The organism is Paraglaciecola arctica (genome assembly GCF_018861065.1).
Lineage (GTDB): Bacteria > Pseudomonadota > Gammaproteobacteria > Enterobacterales > Alteromonadaceae > Paraglaciecola > Paraglaciecola arctica_B.
In genome coordinates, this window is the sequence record NZ_JAHKQO010000022.1 from 110,115 (window position 1) to 128,165 (window position 18,051).

19 protein-coding genes are annotated in these 18,051 nt (G+C 40.4%); 10 read left to right on the plus strand and 9 right to left on the minus strand.

The genetic code is table 11. The features are described 5' to 3' along the window. Position 1 precedes the first annotated feature (1 nt). The 3 genes from KO534_RS09165 to KO534_RS09175 are packed head-to-tail and all read right to left on the minus strand — an operon-like array spanning position 2 to position 2,323. Positions 2-277 carry a phosphopantetheine-binding protein gene (locus tag KO534_RS09165; RefSeq protein ID WP_215929350.1) on the minus strand — a complete coding sequence of 92 codons (276 nt, stop codon included), beginning with the start codon at positions 275-277 and terminating at the stop codon, positions 2-4. Then, the gene (locus KO534_RS09170) at positions 268-1,422 is read right to left on the minus strand and encodes an ABC transporter permease (RefSeq protein ID WP_215929351.1); all 1,155 of its coding nucleotides are present in this window, start codon (positions 1,420-1,422) and stop codon (positions 268-270) included. Before KO534_RS09170 ends, KO534_RS09165 begins: the two co-directional genes overlap by 10 nt. Then, a complete protein-coding gene (locus KO534_RS09175; protein WP_215929352.1) occupies positions 1,403-2,323 on the minus strand; it encodes an ABC transporter ATP-binding protein in 921 nt (306 codons plus the stop codon). The genes KO534_RS09170 and KO534_RS09175 overlap by 20 nt, the downstream gene beginning before the upstream one ends. Before the next feature lie 232 nt (positions 2,324-2,555). Between KO534_RS09175 and KO534_RS09180 the strand changes: the two genes are divergently transcribed. Further along, entirely contained in the window at positions 2,556-3,395 is an 840-nt protein-coding gene (locus KO534_RS09180; RefSeq protein WP_215929353.1) for a hypothetical protein, read from the plus strand. Positions 3,396-3,481: 86 nt separating this feature from the next. Here KO534_RS09180 and KO534_RS09185 read toward each other — a convergent pair whose 3' ends face one another. The 5 genes from KO534_RS09185 to def form a co-directional block, all read right to left on the minus strand. Next, a complete protein-coding gene (locus KO534_RS09185; RefSeq protein ID WP_215929354.1) occupies positions 3,482-4,201 on the minus strand; it encodes a class I SAM-dependent methyltransferase in 720 nt (239 codons plus the stop codon). A 163-nt stretch (positions 4,202-4,364) separates the two neighbouring features. Then, positions 4,365-5,744, minus strand: coding sequence for a Trk system potassium transporter TrkA (gene trkA / locus KO534_RS09190; RefSeq protein WP_215929355.1), 1,380 nt, complete (start codon positions 5,742-5,744; stop codon positions 4,365-4,367). A gap of 22 nt (positions 5,745-5,766) precedes the next feature. Further along, a complete protein-coding gene (gene rsmB / locus KO534_RS09195; RefSeq protein WP_215929356.1) occupies positions 5,767-7,071 on the minus strand; it encodes a 16S rRNA (cytosine(967)-C(5))-methyltransferase RsmB in 1,305 nt (434 codons plus the stop codon). Positions 7,072-7,081: 10 nt separating this feature from the next. Next, positions 7,082-8,026, minus strand: coding sequence for a methionyl-tRNA formyltransferase (gene fmt, locus KO534_RS09200; RefSeq protein ID WP_215929357.1), 945 nt, complete (start codon positions 8,024-8,026; stop codon positions 7,082-7,084). A gap of 7 nt (positions 8,027-8,033) precedes the next feature. Beyond that, positions 8,034-8,543, minus strand: a complete 510-nt coding sequence (gene def / locus KO534_RS09205) for a peptide deformylase (protein WP_215929358.1) — start codon at positions 8,541-8,543, stop codon at positions 8,034-8,036. A 207-nt stretch (positions 8,544-8,750) separates the two neighbouring features. Between def and KO534_RS09210 the strand changes: the two genes are divergently transcribed. The 9 genes from KO534_RS09210 to KO534_RS09250 are packed head-to-tail and all read left to right on the plus strand — an operon-like array spanning position 8,751 to position 17,145. Beyond that, positions 8,751-9,827: a LysM peptidoglycan-binding domain-containing protein gene (locus KO534_RS09210; protein ID WP_215929359.1), complete on the plus strand. Its 1,077-nt coding sequence runs from the start codon at positions 8,751-8,753 to the stop codon at positions 9,825-9,827. A gap of 36 nt (positions 9,828-9,863) precedes the next feature. Continuing rightward, the gene (gene dprA, locus KO534_RS09215; RefSeq protein WP_215929360.1) at positions 9,864-11,000 is read left to right on the plus strand and encodes a DNA-processing protein DprA; all 1,137 of its coding nucleotides are present in this window, start codon (positions 9,864-9,866) and stop codon (positions 10,998-11,000) included. 1 nt (position 11,001) lies between these two features. After that, positions 11,002-11,478, plus strand: coding sequence for a DUF494 family protein (locus tag KO534_RS09220; protein WP_215929361.1), 477 nt, complete (start codon positions 11,002-11,004; stop codon positions 11,476-11,478). Positions 11,479-11,516: 38 nt separating this feature from the next. Next, positions 11,517-12,077, plus strand: a complete 561-nt coding sequence (locus KO534_RS09225) for a DNA topoisomerase family protein (protein ID WP_215929362.1) — start codon at positions 11,517-11,519, stop codon at positions 12,075-12,077. A gap of 60 nt (positions 12,078-12,137) precedes the next feature. Further along, complete coding sequence (locus KO534_RS09230) at positions 12,138-14,579, plus strand: DUF748 domain-containing protein (protein WP_215929363.1); 2,442 nt, start codon at positions 12,138-12,140, stop codon at positions 14,577-14,579. A 2-nt stretch (positions 14,580-14,581) separates the two neighbouring features. Then, on the plus strand, positions 14,582-15,154 hold the full coding sequence (locus KO534_RS09235; protein WP_215929364.1) for a Sua5/YciO/YrdC/YwlC family protein: 573 nt from the start codon (positions 14,582-14,584) through the stop codon (positions 15,152-15,154). Positions 15,155-15,158: 4 nt separating this feature from the next. Beyond that, positions 15,159-16,079, plus strand: coding sequence for an oxygen-dependent coproporphyrinogen oxidase (hemF, locus tag KO534_RS09240; protein ID WP_215929365.1), 921 nt, complete (start codon positions 15,159-15,161; stop codon positions 16,077-16,079). Then, entirely contained in the window at positions 16,076-16,897 is an 822-nt protein-coding gene (aroE, locus tag KO534_RS09245; protein WP_215929366.1) for a shikimate dehydrogenase, read from the plus strand. Before hemF ends, aroE begins: the two co-directional genes overlap by 4 nt. After that, the gene (locus tag KO534_RS09250) at positions 16,894-17,145 is read left to right on the plus strand and encodes a hypothetical protein (protein WP_215929370.1); all 252 of its coding nucleotides are present in this window, start codon (positions 16,894-16,896) and stop codon (positions 17,143-17,145) included. Before aroE ends, KO534_RS09250 begins: the two co-directional genes overlap by 4 nt. Positions 17,146-17,153: 8 nt before the next feature. Here the strand turns inward: KO534_RS09250 and KO534_RS09255 are convergent, their stop codons facing one another. Then, a complete protein-coding gene (locus KO534_RS09255; RefSeq protein ID WP_215929367.1) occupies positions 17,154-17,690 on the minus strand; it encodes a gamma carbonic anhydrase family protein in 537 nt (178 codons plus the stop codon). Positions 17,691-18,051: the final 361 nt, after the last annotated feature.

Consider the following 18,051-nt stretch of genomic DNA (forward strand, 5'->3'; position numbering starts at 1 on the left):
GTTATTTAGCTGGCCCAACAGTTTGGATATATTCGACAATACTATTAATGGATTGTAAGTGTTTACGAGACTCTTTCGAGCCCTCTACCTTTATGCCAAAGTGCTCTTTTAATACTAAGGCAAGTTGTAGTGCGTCGAGGGAATCTAAGCCTACTTTAGACTTATTACCAAATAATGGCTCATCGTCCTCGATATCTTCCCAAGTCATATCATCTTCTTTGTCACATTCGACCACTATCAATTGTTTTAATTGTGTTTTTAGTTCTTCTAATTCCATGAAAGCTCCCTTAGGCGACGCTTAAATAATAGCGCTGATATTGTAAGTGAAATTGATGCAAATACTGCAAGATAGATAAAACTCATCCAATGATCATCACTAAATTGACCATACATAGTGCCTTTAACCAGTTGGGCTGACCAATACATAGGTGAAAACTGGGCAATGTGTTGCAGGGTTGTTGGCATGATATCAAGCGGCACCATAAACCCACTCAATGCCGCCATGATAATATTCACGCCACCACCAAGCACAATTGCTTGTTCAAAGCTGCGTACCAATGAAGCAATAATTGAGGCAAAACTGACAGCGGCTAAGCATACAATTAAGGCTGTACTCAATAGTTCCCACAAATGGTTGTAAGGCACTGGAGGCTGTTCAATTAATAGCGGTATTAGGCGCCAGCCAATTAAACTTAGAAGTAAAAACTGGCCCACGCTAAATAGGTAAAAGGCCAACAATTTGACTAAAAAGTAGTGATGCAAATTGAGAGGAAAAGTCTTTAATCTGATTAAGGTGCCATTTTGTACTTCATTCAACAGAGTGACAGAAATAGGTAATACAATAAAATAAATTCCAAAAATTAACCAAGACGGCACACTATAACTGATAACTGGAAGTGACGAGTTGTTGTTAGTAACGTGAATATATTGGGAAGTGTCGGTTTGCTGGTTAATTTGTGACATTTGTTTATCTAGGGGTAATCCTTCATCAATTTCACCAGTATCAAGCATATACATATGTAGCTTTAATCGCGCAAAGGAAAGTTGTATATGTTGGCTCAGCAACGCTTGAATTGCAGGGGAGGTTGCAGAGCTATATTCGATTTGAATCAATGGATGTTGTTGATTAGAAAACAGCTGCTGTTTTAAGTTTGACTCAAGAACCAAGCTGGCGTTTGCCTTGGGCATTTCCGGATGCAATCGGTAACCAAAATGAGTAAGATATTGTCCAAACAAGATCTGTTCGAATTCATTATTTGTCTTAAATTCGACCTGAAGGTTTTGGATCATATCTTCTTGACGTTCACTCATGGCAAAGGTCATTATCAACATAAAAACAACAGGCATCAGCAATAAAACCGCGACACTATGTAGATCGCTAAACACCAATATAAATTCCTTTTTAATACTCTGTACTATCATTTTCTTCCATATGATTTAAGTAATATTGGGTTAATGAGGTTTGATCATAGTGAATGTTGAGAATTGGCAGTTGACTGTTACCAATCAAAGCGAGCATCGTCAGTAATTCTTCTGATGTTTCAATATAGGCTGTAACTTTGGCCTCTTTACATTCGACTTTGATGGGCAAGGCGTGAAACTGCTTAGTCCAATTCTCAGAAAGTGCTGTAGCAAATGTGATAGTTATAAATTTTTGCTGTGTATTTAAGCTTAGATAGTTAGCTTTTCCTCGAGTTAGCATGACTACTTGGTCACATATATCTTGCACTTCTGTCAACAAATGAGAAGTGTAAACAATGGTTTTTCCTTGATTCTTCAGTGACTTAAGTAGTGTCAGGATAGCGCTTCTTGAAATCGGATCAACACCCACAGTTGGTTCGTCTAAATAAAGTATTTGAGGATCTTTTAACAACGCGATCGCCAAGTTTAATCTACGCTTGTATCCCCCTGAAAGAAGCTTAGCCTTTTGAGTGCTGACCTGTTGTAGTTGGCATTGCTGCATAACACTCTGCACTTTTATTTTGCCCTTAGTGTTAGTTAAACCACACAAACTAACGAAATATTCTAAATTCTGTAAAACGCTCAATTGAGGATAGAAAGCATATTCTTGGGGCACTAAGGCTACATTTTCTTGTACAAATTTAGACAAGGTTGTTTTTTCGTTTTGGCCAAAATGTAGCGTACCTGAAGTTGGTATCAATAAACCTGATAATATCGATAAAAGAGTAGATTTTCCTGCTCCATTTGGGCCTATCAAACCTAGGCATTGTCCAGCGTCTAGATTAATATTAACGTCTTGAAGTGCGGGGACCGAAGAATTTGCATAACGATATCCGAGATCCGTTACTTTAAATGCTGACATCATGTCTCAGTAGGATATTTAAATTCTGAGGTTGTGATTGCGCTTGATTGATTCATTTCAGATTGTGGCATATTGGTTTCATCTACAACTTAAGATAATTGCTAATCAAAGTTATATTACGTTAAATTTTGCGGCACTGTAAGTGTTTAAAATAATTGTACAATTCAGCGTTGGTCTGCTTTGTGGCAAGGGAAACACTTTAATTGGAATTTTTAGCTGACTAAGGGCGTGAATGTGTAGCGTACGACAAATATACCAAAAATATTGGATAGTGCCTTGGTTGTGGTGGCTAGGTATCGTCATGCCTGGAGTGTGCTTTATTGTTACCTCAGTTGGTTTTTTGCTGGCGATGCATTGGCCCAAAAACTATCAAAATGTTGTTAACATCAGCCTCGATACTGATGTCGAATATTTAACTTTATCGGTGCATGGTGTAAAAGACTCACCAGCAAGTTGGAGTGATGAATTACAACTCAAATATTCCCATCTGCAACAGATGCCGTTTAGTAAATTACATAGCCAACATATCAGTTTTGGCTGGCAACCCTATTCGGATAATGTTCTTAATTGTTCTGTTGATGGTAAAAAAATTGGCGAGCAGTTAGGTGAGAAATTCGCGTATTTACCTAAGCTTCAAGGCGTGCATTTAGTGGGACACAGTTGTGGCTCGTTCGTTATATTGGGAATATGTGAGGCTCTAAAAGTGCGAAATGAGGCTTTGAGTATTCAGACTACCTACTTAGATCCTGTATCTGTTTATTCAGGCATTTTTTGGGACTATGGTATTAAATATTTTGGTAGCTGCGCAAACTTCAGTGATGCCTATATTGATACCCAAGACACTGTTCCTGGTAGTAATCAAGCGCTTAAAAATGCTGTGACTTTTGATGTGACACAAATTAGGGTGCAGAATAAATTGAACCATGCACCGCACGCCTGGCCAACGCAATTTTATATCCATGCTTTAAGAGAAAAGCAGGTGCCGATTTACTTTAATTCGGTAAACAAACTCAGCTCAGAATATCCAAAAAATACCCTGACTATTTGGCCATACGCATACAAGTCAAAGTAATTGCTAATGAATTATTAGCTTTGAGAAGTAAACCGTAGGCAAACATTTCAGTTTTTGTAATCGAACCACAAAATAGCGCATTCATATCACTGAGGTGATTTATACAACACCCCATTTATAAGGGTTTCTTCCCTTGAATCTGGATCTTCTACTCTGCCAGTGAGGGTTTCCCAAAGGCCTAAATCTTCTCGAGACCACCATAAAAATGGGCGAGACAATTGTTTTTCTACTACGTCAAAGCCCGCCTTTTCTAAAAGCTGTAAATATTCCAGATCGGTTTTTTGTACATGCATGGGATGCCGAAATAACACCCGAATAACCGTAGAATGGATATAACGTCGACAAGACTCAGCAAACAACAAACAACCGTCCGGCTTAAGTACACGATGGAATTCTTTAATCGCAGAATCTTGATCCACTATATGATGAAAGGTTTGATGACAAAAAATCATATCAACGGAGTTATCTGGCAAGTCAATTTCTGCGGCATTGTTAATCAAAAATTCGATATTAGCCTGACATTTTTGACCATTGCTGCCGGCCTTATCAACCACATCTGGATCCACATCCAATCCAATAATAGTATTGGGAGAGAATCGATTATCTAGTTCAATTAGTGAATGCCCAAAGCCTGAACCAATGTCTAATATGGTGTGAAATCGTTTTGGTTTATCTTCAGGAATTAATTTTTCTAGATCATCGAGTGCTCTTCTTAATACATGTATTAGCCATGTATCAGTGTTTAGAAACCAATCACCAAATTTACTTTCTCTTACCCAAGCTTTTTTAATGTCTACTTTGCTCAATTGCTTGCCTCTTCCTTTTTACCTTTCAGACGCTGCGGCGTACCAAACACTTTAATTACGTAAATTGAACTTCTGAATTGGGCTGCGTGCTACCTCGAATAATTATTCTAATCTATAAAAAGTTACGGTTCACGGAAAAAACAGTCAGTTTATTTGCTAATCACTACCCAAAAAAGAATGCACTGGGTTGGAATAATTTCTCCACATGACTGATAAACTTCTTATCAACCAAGAATAGAATAACGTGGTCATTGGCTTCAATTTTGGTATCACCATGAGCAATAATTACCTCATCACTACGAACTATTGCGCCTATAGTGGTCCCAGGAGGAAGTTTAATTTCACGGATTTCGCGACCTACTACTTTTGAGGTATTTTGATCGCCATGGGCGATTGCCTCAATCGCTTCTGCTGCACCTCGCCTTAGTGAGTAAACATTTACTATGTCTCCACGCCTTATGTGAGTGAGAAGGGCAGAGATGGTGGCTTGTTGAGGTGAAAACGCAATATCAATTTCGCCACCTTGTACTAAATCAACATAAGCGCCGCGCTGGATGAGTACCATGGCTTTTGCCGCACCTAGTCGTTTAGCTAACATGGCCGACATGATGTTCGCTTCGTCATCGTTAGTGACAGCTATAAATGCGTCTACTTGTTCGACGTTTTCTTCGGTTAACAACTCATGATCTGAAGCATCACCCGCAAAAACAATGGTTTTGTCTAAGTGGGCCGACAGGTATTTGGCTCGTTCGGGACTAAACTCGATTAACTTCACATTGTGGTTATGTTCTAACATTTTGGCTAAACCGGCGCCAATGAGTCCTCCACCAGCAATCATTATTCGTTTGTAACTTGATTCCAATTTCTGCAGTTCACTCATAACCGCACGAATATGTTTAGTTGCAGCAATAAAAAACACTTCGTCATCGGCTTCGATAATTGTGGTGCCTAGGGGGCGAATAGGTTTTCCGCGGCGATATATGGCGGCCACTCGGGTTTCAACATTAGGAATATGTTCTTTAAGTGTAGAAAGGGCATGGCCTACCAAGAGGCCGCCGTAGTAGGCTTTTACTGCTACCAAGCTGGCTTTACCCTCTGCAAATTCCACCACTTGTAACGCCCCGGGGTAATCTATCAGGCGTTTTATTGCCTTAGTGACTAATTGCTCTGGGGCAATAAGGTGGTCCACAGGTACGTCTTGATGTTTAAATAATTGCTCTTGATAAATGATGTATTGCTCAGAGCGTACACGGGCGATTTTTGTTGGGGTTTTGAATAGGCTATAGGCAACTTGGCAGGCCATCATATTGCTTTCATCGCTGTTAGTCACTGCAATCAGCATGTCGGCGTCTTCTGCCCCTGCTTTTTTCAGAATATCTGGATGCGATCCCATCCCTGCCACAACCTGCAAATCTAACCTGTCTTGCAAATGCCTCAGGGTATTGGGATCTGAATCAATTACGGTGATTTCATTTTTTTCACCGACTAAATTTTCAGCTAGAGTAGCGCCAACTTGACCTGCACCAAGGATAATTATCTTCATTTTTGGTCTTTAAACCTTATTATTATTTAGACTTTAGCAGTCTGGCATAATAGAAACCATCCATTTGTTGATCTCCTGGCAAAATCTGTTTACCGGGTTTATCTACTGAATCGTTGCAGAACCTATTATCTAACGAAGCGTTAGGTGTTCGTGATAAAAAATCACTTATTTGTAAATGGTTTTCGTCGGGTAGAATAGAACAGGTTGCATACAACATCGTTCCTCCCGGTTTGATTAGTGCCCATATGGCGTCCAATATTTGTTTTTGAAGATTGACCAAAACTTCAATGTCTTTGGCTTTACGTAACCACTTTATGTCTGGATGGCGGCGAATGATACCCGTCGCTGAGCAGGGTGCATCAAGCAAAACTCGGTCGAATAGGTGTCCGTCCCACCATTGTTCGGGCAAAGTTGCATCACCTATTACGATTTCGGCGTTGTGTCCCAGCCTGTTTAAATTTTCCTCAATCTTAAAGGCTCGCTGTTGATTTATCTCGAGTGCAACAATTTTAGCTATATTGGGTTGCGATTCGATTATATGACAGGTTTTCCCCCCCGGTGCAGCACAACAGTCTAAGATAGTTTCATTCAGAGCGGGCTCTAGGTAATGAGCTGCAAGTTGTGCCGCACCGTCTTGAACGGCAAACCACCCCTTATCGAATCCAGGTAAACTTGTTACGTCATAACCCTTTGATAATATTATGGCTTCTGGGTGCTCAGTTGATAGGGTAAAATCGATACTGGCATTTCCTAGCGTTTCTACGAAATCAACATGGGAAATTTGTTGAGTATTGACCCTGAGCCAAATTGGGGCCTTTTGCTGCATATTACCAATTAAATCGATAAAACCATCTTGATATTCAGCTTCTAGCTTTTTGAATAACCACTTTGGTAAACCCGAAGCTATTTGTTGATTTGGGGCTTGTTGTAGTGAAATTTCTTCTCTAATAAATGTACGCAAGATAGCGTTGACCAATCCTTTCATGGCCTGGGTATTGAGAGGTTGGCAAGCAGCTACAGTTTCCGACACCGCTGCGTGTTGACTAACCCGGCTAAAAGCTAATTGGTAAAACCCTAACATAATCAACTGTTCTACAATCTTGTAGCGGTTTTTTAAGGGCTTATCGAGTAGTTTTCTGAGCCAAAACTGTAAAATAGGCAAATTGCGCAAAACACCGTAGACCATCTCTTGAAGCCAAGCTTTATCTTGCTCTTTATGAGGTAATTGGGCCAATGGGAGACATTCTCTTGCAGATTGCCCTTCTTCTAAAATTTGATGAAGTACTTTGGCGGCATCAGCTCGTAGGTTCAAAAATCTAGGCTTCATGAAACATAATTCATATTAGTGAGTGACCTTCAACAAACCAATCCGCTCTGCCGTTTAAGACATCGGCAGCTAACATCGGCTTTTTGCCAGGCAGTTGCAGTTTTGTGATTAATAAGCTGTTATTGCCAGTAGCCACCAAAATTCCTTGCTTATCTGATTTAATAATCTCGCCCGGCGGGGTAGTAGCACTGTTACTTATAACCACTTCAGAAGCGTACACTTTAATATTAGCGTTATTTCGCGTGAAAAAAGCCACCGGCCAAGGATTAAAAGCACGGATATTTCTTTCAATTTGTTCAGCTGATAAATGCCAATCAATTTTGGCTTCTTCTTTTGACAGTTTTTTTGCATAACTGGCAAGTTTATCATCTTGGATTTGAGGTTGAAGTTCAGTTAAAGAATCCAAAGTTTCCAAAAGCGCTGTTGGGCCCATTTCTGCCAGCTTTTGATATAAGGTCGCACTGGTATCATCTTTGGAGATGGTAAGAGAATGTTTTAATAACATTGCTCCTGTATCTAACCCCTCGTCCATTTGCATAACGGTTACACCAGTCTCACTGTCTCCAGCCCATAGCGATCTCTGGATTGGGGCGGCCCCTCGCCATTTAGGCAGTAATGAACCATGTACATTAAGGCATCCCAATTTAGGAGCGTTTAAAATGCCACTAGGCAGAATCAAACCATAGGCCACTACCACCATGATATCGGCATTTAACTCGGCCAAAGCCAATTGTGACTCCTGAGTTTTTAGCGATTCTGGCTGGAAAACAGCTAGGTCATGTTTCAAAGCTAACTGTTTTACCGCACTGGCTTGTAATTTTTTGCCTCTACCAGCTGGACGGTCTGGTTGACTGTAAACAGCAATGACGTCATGTTCGGAATCAATTAGTGCTTGCAAGTGCAATGCTGCAAACTCGGGAGTCCCAGCAAATATAATTTTTAAGGGCTTTTTCAATTGTGTTTTAGCCTCTTGCCGCGAGTCGGGCTTCTTTTTCTAACTTAGTCTTTATTCTTTGGCGTTTAAGAGGAGATAGATAATCTACAAATAACTTACCTTTTAAATGGTCTAATTCATGTTGAATACAGATAGCCAACAAACCGTCTGCTTCTAAGGAAAAAGGTTTGCCCGTTTTATCAAGTGCCTCAACTGTAATTTTTTCAGATCTTTCGACTTGTGCATAATTGTTGGGTACTGACAAACAACCTTCTTCGCTAATGGTTTTGCCTTCTCTGTGAGTAATTTCAGGATTGATAAATACTAAAGGTTCATCTTGATTTTCAGAGACGTCCATCACCACCAATCGTTTATGAATGTTGACCTGTGTTGCCGCTAAACCAATACCGTTTTCATCACGCATAGTTTCAAACATATCGCTGATTAAGGCGGTAATCGATTTATCAACATCTTCAATTTTTTTTGCTACTGTGCGCAATCTCTCATCGGGAAAGCGCAATACATCTAATATTGCCATTGTATTATTCAACTATAATGAGTCTCAGACTCAGGAACTAATGTAACCAATAGAAACTTTACGCTACAGTGATAGAGTTAGTATTGGTGTGTGTATTATTTACTATACGATCAAATAGAATTGACTATTTAATACGTTTCAAGCTGCGCTATTCTAGCGTAAATCGATCCAAAACATAATAGTCACTGCATCAAGGTGTATATAAGAATGACGAGCAATAAATTAATTAGGTCGCTGTTACTGTTGGTGCTTTTGCCGATCTATAGTTTCGCACAGAGCATTTTGGTAAAGGATACCGCTCCTGAAGTGTATATAGTGCAAAAGGGCGATACTCTGTGGGGCATTTCCAATATGTATTTGGACAAGCCTTGGCAATGGCCAGAGTTGTGGCGCACTAATACATATATCACTAATCCACACCTTATTTATCCCGGCGACGAATTACGGTTAGTTAAAAACGAAAAAGGTGAAACTGTACTCAAAGTAAAAAGAGAGACAGCAAAGCCTGAAATAAAACTGTCTCCCGAGGGTGTTAAATCACTTAAAGCAGCCAATCCTATACCCGCGCTGCCATGGTCTGTTATTAAACCCTATATAGAAAATGAAATGATCATGACGCAACAGGTTTACGACCGTTATCCCTATGTTCTAGGTAATGAAGAAGGCGCTGTGCGTTATACCACCGATAATCTAATACTCGGGAAAGCTGCGCGTCGCAGTAAAGAAAATTTAAGCATTGTAAGAAAACAAAATGAGTTGTTCGATATGGAAGGCAACTTTATCGGCTTACAAGTGCGCTATTTGGCGAAAGCTAAGTTAGTGGACACTGAGCTAAATAATCAGGCATTAATCAGAATATTAGAAGCTAACCTTGAAGTTAAACGCGGTGACAAAATAATTCCGGCAGTCACCGCTGAACCAAGTGAGGTTATGTTGGTCGCGGCTGAAAATCAAACCGGCTTCATTATTGACGACTTAGAACAGCATAATTTGCTGGGTAAATATAATGTGGTGGTGCTAGATCTCGGCTCAGACCAAGTTTCGGCCGGAATGGTAATGGGCATATATAGTCAGGGACCCAGAATAGTTGACGGAAAACAGCCTAAGTATGAAGGAGAGTCTGACACTATCCGCAGTGCCTTTAGCCAAGGGGATGAAATTAGTCAACCTGCTTTAAAGGTAGGCGAAGTGTTAGTGTTTAAGGCATTTGATACTGCGAGTTATGCACTTATTACCAAATCAGCTAAAGTCATTAAAAGGGGGATGATAGTCGCTAACCCCTAAAGAGTTCAATTATAGGGATCGTCTAAGGAGCAAGAGATGCAACAGGATGTTGAGGCTAGCGGCACTGAGGGCCGTGAACTTGAAAATTGGTTGAAGCTAACTCAGATCCCTAATTTTTCCGTAGCAAGTTTATTTAAATTAAAGGAAAAACATGCAATTGGGTTGGCTGATTTGTTTGTTGCTCCTAAAGCATCGTTATTACAAATTGGCTTCAAACAACTTCAAATTGAAGCCATATTGCGCCCTAATGAGTGTCTCATTAGTACTAGTCTAGAATGGCTCAATGCTAAGGAAAATCGTTTTCTAATTCACTTTGAGCACCCTCAATATCCTAGTTTACTGAAGCAAATAGCCAGTCCTCCGCCACTGTTATTTGGCTATGGTAATCCTCAAGAACTGAATAATTATCAACTCGCTATGGTAGGAAGTCGCTCTCCCAGCCCACAGGGAAGAGAAAATGCCCATTTTTTCGCATCCCGTTTAGGTGAGTGTGGTTGGACAATTACCAGCGGTTTAGCCCTTGGTATTGACGGTTTGTCGCATCGAGGAGCGGTATCAGGCGGTTATACAACTATCGCTGTTTTGGGCACTGCCATTGATAAAATGTATCCTCGCCACCATATCAAACTAGCCGAAGATATTTTGCAAAATAACGGCGTGATTATTTCTGAATTTGCACCTGCTACAAAAGGGCGACCAGAGTACTTTCCGAGACGCAATCGTATTATTAGTGGATTGTCTGTTGGTACTTTAATTGTTGAAGCGGCGATAAAGAGTGGTTCATTAATTACTGCAAGATACGCTTTAGAGCAAAACAGAGAAGTATTTGCGCTGCCAGGAAATATTCACAACCCTATGTCAGCGGGTTGTCATCATTTGATTCAACAGGGTGCAAAGTTAGTAACATGTGTAGGAGATATTAATGAGGAGTTTCAACATCTCATTTCGCCAGAATCGAGTGAAAAAGTTGATAAATTGCAAAAAAATACAACACAAAGCTTGGCTTCAGACAAATTGTTAGATAGTGTAGATTTTGAAGTCACCCCACTAGATATAGTGGCTCAGCGCAGCGGCATAGAAGTAACAGAAGTAATGTCACAATTATTAGAATATGAATTGCGTGGTTTAGTGATTGCTGTTTCCGGCGGTTACATTAAATTGGGGGAAAAATAGTATGTTCGATATCCTCATGTATCTATTTGAAAACTTTATTCACAGTGAAACTGAAATTCGCGTTGATCAAGACGAGCTTACAGATGAATTAATTCGAGCCGGCTTTCATCACGATGAAATTTATAAAGCGCTGTCTTGGCTAGAAAAACTTGCTGCACTGCAAGAAACCGATATCAAACCCTATTTGGCCAAAGGGCCTAATTCTTTTGTAACTCGAATCTATACTCAAGATGAAGAAATGCGTTTGGATGTTGAATGCCGTGGTTTTCTAATGTTCTTAGAGCAAATTAATGTATTGGATTCGTCTATTCGAGAAATGGTAATCGATAGAGTGATGGAAATCGATTCTAAAGAATTTTGCTTAGAGGATTTGAAGTGGGTAGTGCTGATGGTGCTATTTAATGTGCCAGGAAAAGAAAATGCATACGCTCAGATGGAAGATTTGTTGTTTGAAGAACCAGAAGGCCCACTGCACTGATTGTGTTTTATCTATGAATATTAAGAGTGATCTGTAACATGTCTAAGATTGATCACTCATTGTTTTCTGCCAGTGCCACTGAGCAAGCCTTCGGACCTTGCCCTCAATGTAATGCTAAATTAACTATCAGACGAGGAAAGTCTGGAGCTTTTATTGGTTGCAGTCATTATCCTGAATGTGACTTTTCCAAACCCCTACACGAATATGAAAGCCCCGAGATTAAAATCATAGAAGGCTCTTCGTGTCCTAAATGCCAATCTTTGTTGGTCATTAAAAAAGGGCGTTTTGGGTTGTTCATTGGCTGCAGCGATTTCCCTGAGTGTGATTATATTCAGTCAAACTCCAACAGCGAAGATACCAAACTAACTTGTCCCGCCTGTAAAAAAGGCCATATTACTAAACGCACAAATAAGTTTGGCAAGTCATTTTTTGCATGTGATAATTACCCAAAATGTAAATACCTATTGAATTTTCCTCCTGTTGCTCATCCCTGTCCAAAATGCAACTGGCCTATTATGCAACAGAAAAAAGGAGCGTCTGAAGTTGAATTGATATGCCCACAGAAGCAATGCCAATGTAAGATCCCTAAACCACAATAATTCCACAAACCTCTCCCTCTACCCGGGCAGAGTTTTTAACTATTTTATTAGATATTGACCATGACCTCCCAAAACAAAAAAAACAAACCACACCTGCTTATCCGTAGCTTAAAATATCTGTTGTCACTGCTGGTGGCATTGTATGTATTGATTTGGATTCTATCTCCATTTGCCGCGCGCCACTTTGCTACAGATCCGTTACAAGAAATGGGAGTGTCTCTGGGTGAAACTAGTACCGTCAGATTTAACCCTTTTACTAGTACTCTAACCGTTAATGATTTTCAGCTATACGATCAAAATAAAAAACAAGTATTGGTAATCGATTATGCTGAGGTGAGTGTTCATTTGCATCGACTGATACTTAAGCAACTGTATGTCTCGGAGTTTTTGATTGAAGGTACCGCAGTTGAAATAGTCAAAACGCAACAACAAATGGTAGTTGCGGGAGTGGATGTTTCAGCAAGCTCAGATGATGAACAAAACGTCGCTTTGGAAGAGCCGTTAGAGGAGGAGTCTACATTAGATTTTACTTTGGTCATCCCAGAGTTACAGCTAAAGCGGCTATTGTTCAATTCGAATATTGATGGCAATCCACAAACATTATTATTAAATGATTTGCTGATTAATAATGCGTCACTTAGTCAATTGCAGCAACAACTTTCACTCACTCTCGACGCATTAGTTAATGGCGCCCCAATGACACTTGAGTCAGAGATCTCCTTGCATTCTGGGGCAGGTAGCATTGATAGTGATTTTTCTTTGGAGCAATTGGACCTGTCGACCTTAAGTCCAATGTTGATTGAATTAGGTATAGGGATATCAGGCGAATTTTCCCTCAAAGGAAACCCTAAAGTTAAGTTGGCTCCCGAAAACATTCAAGTAGAAAGTGAGCAAATTGTGTTGTCCTTGACGGACCTTGATCTTAACTATGCCCCTTGGATTGTTGAGGGTGCAAGCGATGTGATTACAATTGATAATTTAAGTGTAAGTGTTTTACCAAATGGTGCCATTGAGCAGCTAACGACTGCAGTGACAACTCAGTTGAGTCAAGGTAACGTTGGATTGCAGACTGCTAGTAATAGTGTGGTTAATTGGGACCAGATTAAGATGACTACAGATGTGCAGTTATTGGAAATGCAACCCAGTGTAGTTATCGAGAAATTAGACATCGACTCGCTTAATCTTTCTGAAGATAAAACATTGAGTGAGCCTGCACCGATTCTAAGTGTTGCGCAATTATCTGTCTCTGATATCCAGTTTAGTGATAATCATATGAATATAGATACTGTTTCCATCGCTGGACTTAAAACCGATATTAAAGTTAACCCAGATAAAAGTATCGTGAGTATGGTAGATACATCAGCACTCACTCCAGATGTACAAAATAATACCGAGGCTTCGGCTAGTAAACCGCAACAAATTCCCTCTGCTGAGACGACGGAACAAGTTGAATCTACCCCAGAAGACTCAACTGCGTTGACTATTGCTGTGGCAAAATTGTTGCTTAGCGATACAGCTCATATCCAAATCAACGACCAAAGTGTTTCTCCTGCCTTCGTGCAAAATATTAGCATTGAAACCTTACAAGCAGGGCCCTTTGATAGCAGAGACAACTCATTAGAAAGCCGATTTGAATTGGTTGCTAAAGATGATAACTATTTAAAAATTGAAGCTAAAGGACACGCAAGGCCATTTGCCGATAAGCTCAACGCATTGTTTTCTGCCAATATAAACGAACTAGATTTACCTTCCGTGTCTCCCTATGTGAAAGACGGTTTGGGTTTTGAGATGAAAACTGGACAGTTAGACGTGGGTGTTGAGGTAACTATTGAAGACGGAGAAATTGACGGAGAGACTAAGTTGTTTTTGCGTGGTGTTGATATGTCTAGCGCTGACGAAGTCGAACAAGGTACCCTTAAAGAAGGTAAAGCGATGCCGTTAAACTATGCCTTAGGGTTATTAAAAGATGATCAAGGTAATATTAATTTGGGAGTACCTCTGCGAGGAAATGTCGCAGAACCTTCATTTGGTGTAGAGAGTTTCCTTGGCTTAGTATTAAAAAAGGCCGCAATGTCTCAAGCTAAAAGTTATCTGATGACCACTTTTGTACCTTATGCGTCAGTGGTGTCTGTGGCGATTTCCGGTGCTGAATACTTGCTGAAAGTGAAGTTTGAACCATTAATGTTCCAAAACGGAATAGTGGAACTCACAGAAGAAAATCAACAATATTTATCTGAACTCGTACTGTTGATGCAAGACAAATCAGAGTTGCAATTAAAAACCTGTGCCATTGGTACTTTTTCTGATTTGGGGTTAGCTACATCAACTACTTTGAACGCTGAGCAACAAGCCACACTTAAAGCTATGGGAACACAACGTCAGAATAACCTGAAACGCTATTTGATTGAACAAGATATCGCGTCATCACGTATTTTGTTTTGCGCACCTGAGTTAGATACTGCGGCAGATGCACAAGCTCGCATTGAGTTGAAAACTGACTAAATATGAAACCACTATCAATCACTGAAGATGCAGACCTAATTGCTGAGAAGTTAAAACTAGGGGAATTGTTAGCTTATCCAACTGAAGCCGTGTTTGGGCTTGGATGTGATCCTGATAACGAAATTGCCGTGCATAAGTTATTGGCCTTGAAAAAACGTCCTATTGAAAAAGGGATGATTTTGGTAGCCAAAACCTATTCGCAATTATTGCCCTATGTTGATGATGCGAAGATCCCCATGAACATGCGTAGTGAGATATTTTCTAGTTGGCCGGGACCAGTAACTTGGTTACTTCCTGCGTCGAAACAATGCCCTAAGTGGGTGACGGGTGACAGTGAGTTGGTTGCCGTACGAGTAAGCCAACACCTTGTTGTAAGTCAATTATGTGAGTTATTTGGCAAGCCTTTGATATCCACTAGTGCTAATGTGTCTGGGGCAAAACCTGCCACTACACCAGCACATTTATTTCATCAATTTGATAAGACCCTATTGTTGGTGGACGGCGAATTAGGCGGGGCAAATAAGCCTAGTCAAATCCGTCATGGAATTTCAGGGCAAACTATAAGAGACAATTAGTCAGATGACAGCAGATTCAGTACCAGATTTACAAAAAGTAAAAGAGTATCTACTTAAGTTACAAGATAATATTTGCCAAACCTTAGAGTTGGTGGATGGCAAAGGAAGTTTTGTCGAGGATAATTGGCAAAGAGAGCTAGGTGGCGGTGGTCGAACCCGAGTATTAACTGGCGGTAACGTAATAGAGCAAGGTGGGGTTAATTTTTCTCATGTATACGGTGGAGAATTGCCAGCGTCAGCCACAGCCGCTCGACCTGAACTCGCAGGTCGAAGCTTTCAAGCGGTGGGAGTCTCTTTGGTTCTTCATCCGCATAACCCCTATGTGCCTACCACTCATGCCAATGTACGTTTTTTTATAGCTGAAAAGCCAGGGGAAAAAGCGGTTTGGTGGTTTGGAGGTGGGTTTGATCTGACACCATTTTATCCATTCCATGAAGATGTTGTGCATTGGCATAGTGTTGCTAATAAGCTTTGCGCACCGTTTGGCGATGAGGTCTATCCTGAATATAAAAAATGGTGCGATGACTATTTTTATTTGAAACATCGAAACGAGACTCGAGGGGTTGGAGGGTTATTTTTTGATGACCTTAATAAACAAGGGTTTGAAAAGAGCTTTAAGTTTATGCAGGCAGTGGGTAACGGATTTTTAGATGCTTACGTGCCTATTGTAGAAAAGCGCAAAGATACAAGTTTTGGCGAAACAGAGCGCGACTTTCAATTATACCGACGAGGCCGCTACGTTGAATTTAATTTAGTATACGACAGAGGCACATTGTTTGGCTTGCAAACGGGTGGTCGCACTGAATCTATATTGATGTCTATGCCTCCACTAGCTCGTTGGGAGTATTGCTTCGAGCCTGAACCAGAAAGTAAAGAAGCGGATTTATATGCAAATTATTTGCATCCAAGAGATTGGTTGTCGTGAATAAATATACTGTATTCGGAAACCCAATTGCGCAAAGTAAATCACCTAGTATTCACCAGATGTTTGCCGAACAAGCTGAGCTTAAAATTGAGTACGGGCGTAACCTTGCTACCAAAGAAGATTTTATTGCAACCTTAATTGATTTTTTCCAAGACCCTCAAGCAATGGGTTGTAATGTAACTGCACCCTTTAAAGAACAAGTCGCAAAGTGGGTAGGTGAACTGTCAGCTGCGGCTAAAATTGCTGGAGCAGTGAATACAGTCATTAGGAGAGAAGATGGTAGTTTTTTAGGTGACACCACAGATGGCTGTGGTTTAGTACAAGATTTACTGCGATTGGGGGTGCAAATCAAGGATGCCCACATTTTATTGTTAGGTGCTGGTGGTGCAGCTAGGGGGGTCTTGCAATCAATCTTGGCTTTAGAGCCAGCATCTTTAAGCATTGCCAACCGAACACAAGCAAAGGCCGAACAGTTAGCCGCGTTAATACCGCAAGACAATTTTATTGGTCTTGGCTTTAACCAGCTAAATAAGGCGCCGCAAGCTTTCGATTTAATCATTAATTCAACTTCCGCCAGTTTAACTGGTGAGTTACCGGCGATCCCTGATTCTGTCATTAGCAGTTGTACTTGTGTTTATGATATGAGTTATGCTGATAAACCAACGGTATTTATGCAGCATGCGCAAAACCTAGGTGTGGTAAATACCTTTGACGGGTTAGGCATGTTAGTCGGGCAAGCGGCCGAAAGTTTTTATTTGTGGACTGGATATCGGCCAAATGTTGTCCCTGTAATTCAATCCTTAAGAAGTACTCTATGAACCAGGCTATCCAGGTGTTAGATGGTTGTACTTATATTGAATCAAAAAGCGCACTTAAAGTAGATATAATGTCGTCAGGGCAAATGCTGATTTGTTATATCGTTGGTTCAGACAAACCAGACTTAATCAAACTTTATGAAACTAAGCAATTTGAACTAGAAGAACTAATCGAATCTCAACTCGAACAAGATAACCTTAATACTGACGGTGAGTTATGGCTCACCGCTACTGAAGTGTATGGGTATTGAAATTATAGTTACTCTGAGTCGGCAATGTATTCATCTTTAAGTTTTACGTAGTTTAGAGCTGACTGTTTTAAAAAGGCTAGTTCGCTGTCTTTTAGCGCGCGAGCTTGTTGCATTGGGTTGCCTTTATATAAATAACCACTCTTAAGAGTTTTATTTGGTGGTACTAATGTGCCGGCACCTATCAATACATCGTCTTCCACAATCGCCCCATCCATAATAATGGCTCCCATGCCAACTAGTATACGATCCCCCAATGTACATCCGTGCAACATACATTTATGACCCACCGTCACATCAGCACCTATTACAAGTGGAAAACCTAAGGGATTAGAATCACTTACTCTACTGACATGTAATACAGTCCCGTCTTGGATATTAGTTCGAGCACCTATTTCTATATAGTTGACATCTCCTCTAGCAGCAACAAGAGGCCAAATACTGGCATGCTCGGCACATGTAACGTCGCCAACTAATACTGCTGAACTGTCTATATAACAATGCTCTTCAATATTCGGGAATTTATCTTTATAACTTCGAATGGCCATGGTTATTCCTGTTTTAAAATTAACAGATCTATCATATCAAATTAAAACCGCGATTTTTCAGCATAAATCGCCAAATAAATGCACAGGTTGATGGCTTTTTGGTCACTTAAACATTTATTTTAAATTAGTGCTTGCATAGGAATGTGTTGTCTCTATAATGCGCCCTCGCTTCAAGGGAGACCACTTAGGACTCTCGCAACGAGTTAGAAATTCTAACAAGTTGCTAATTAGCCAAGGCTATGTTTGATGCGGGATGCAGCGAGATTTGTTTTGAAATTATTTTAAATAAATTGTTGACATCAAATGGAGATAGCGTAATATGCGCCTCCCGCTTAAGAGGGGCTACGGACAACATCTTAAG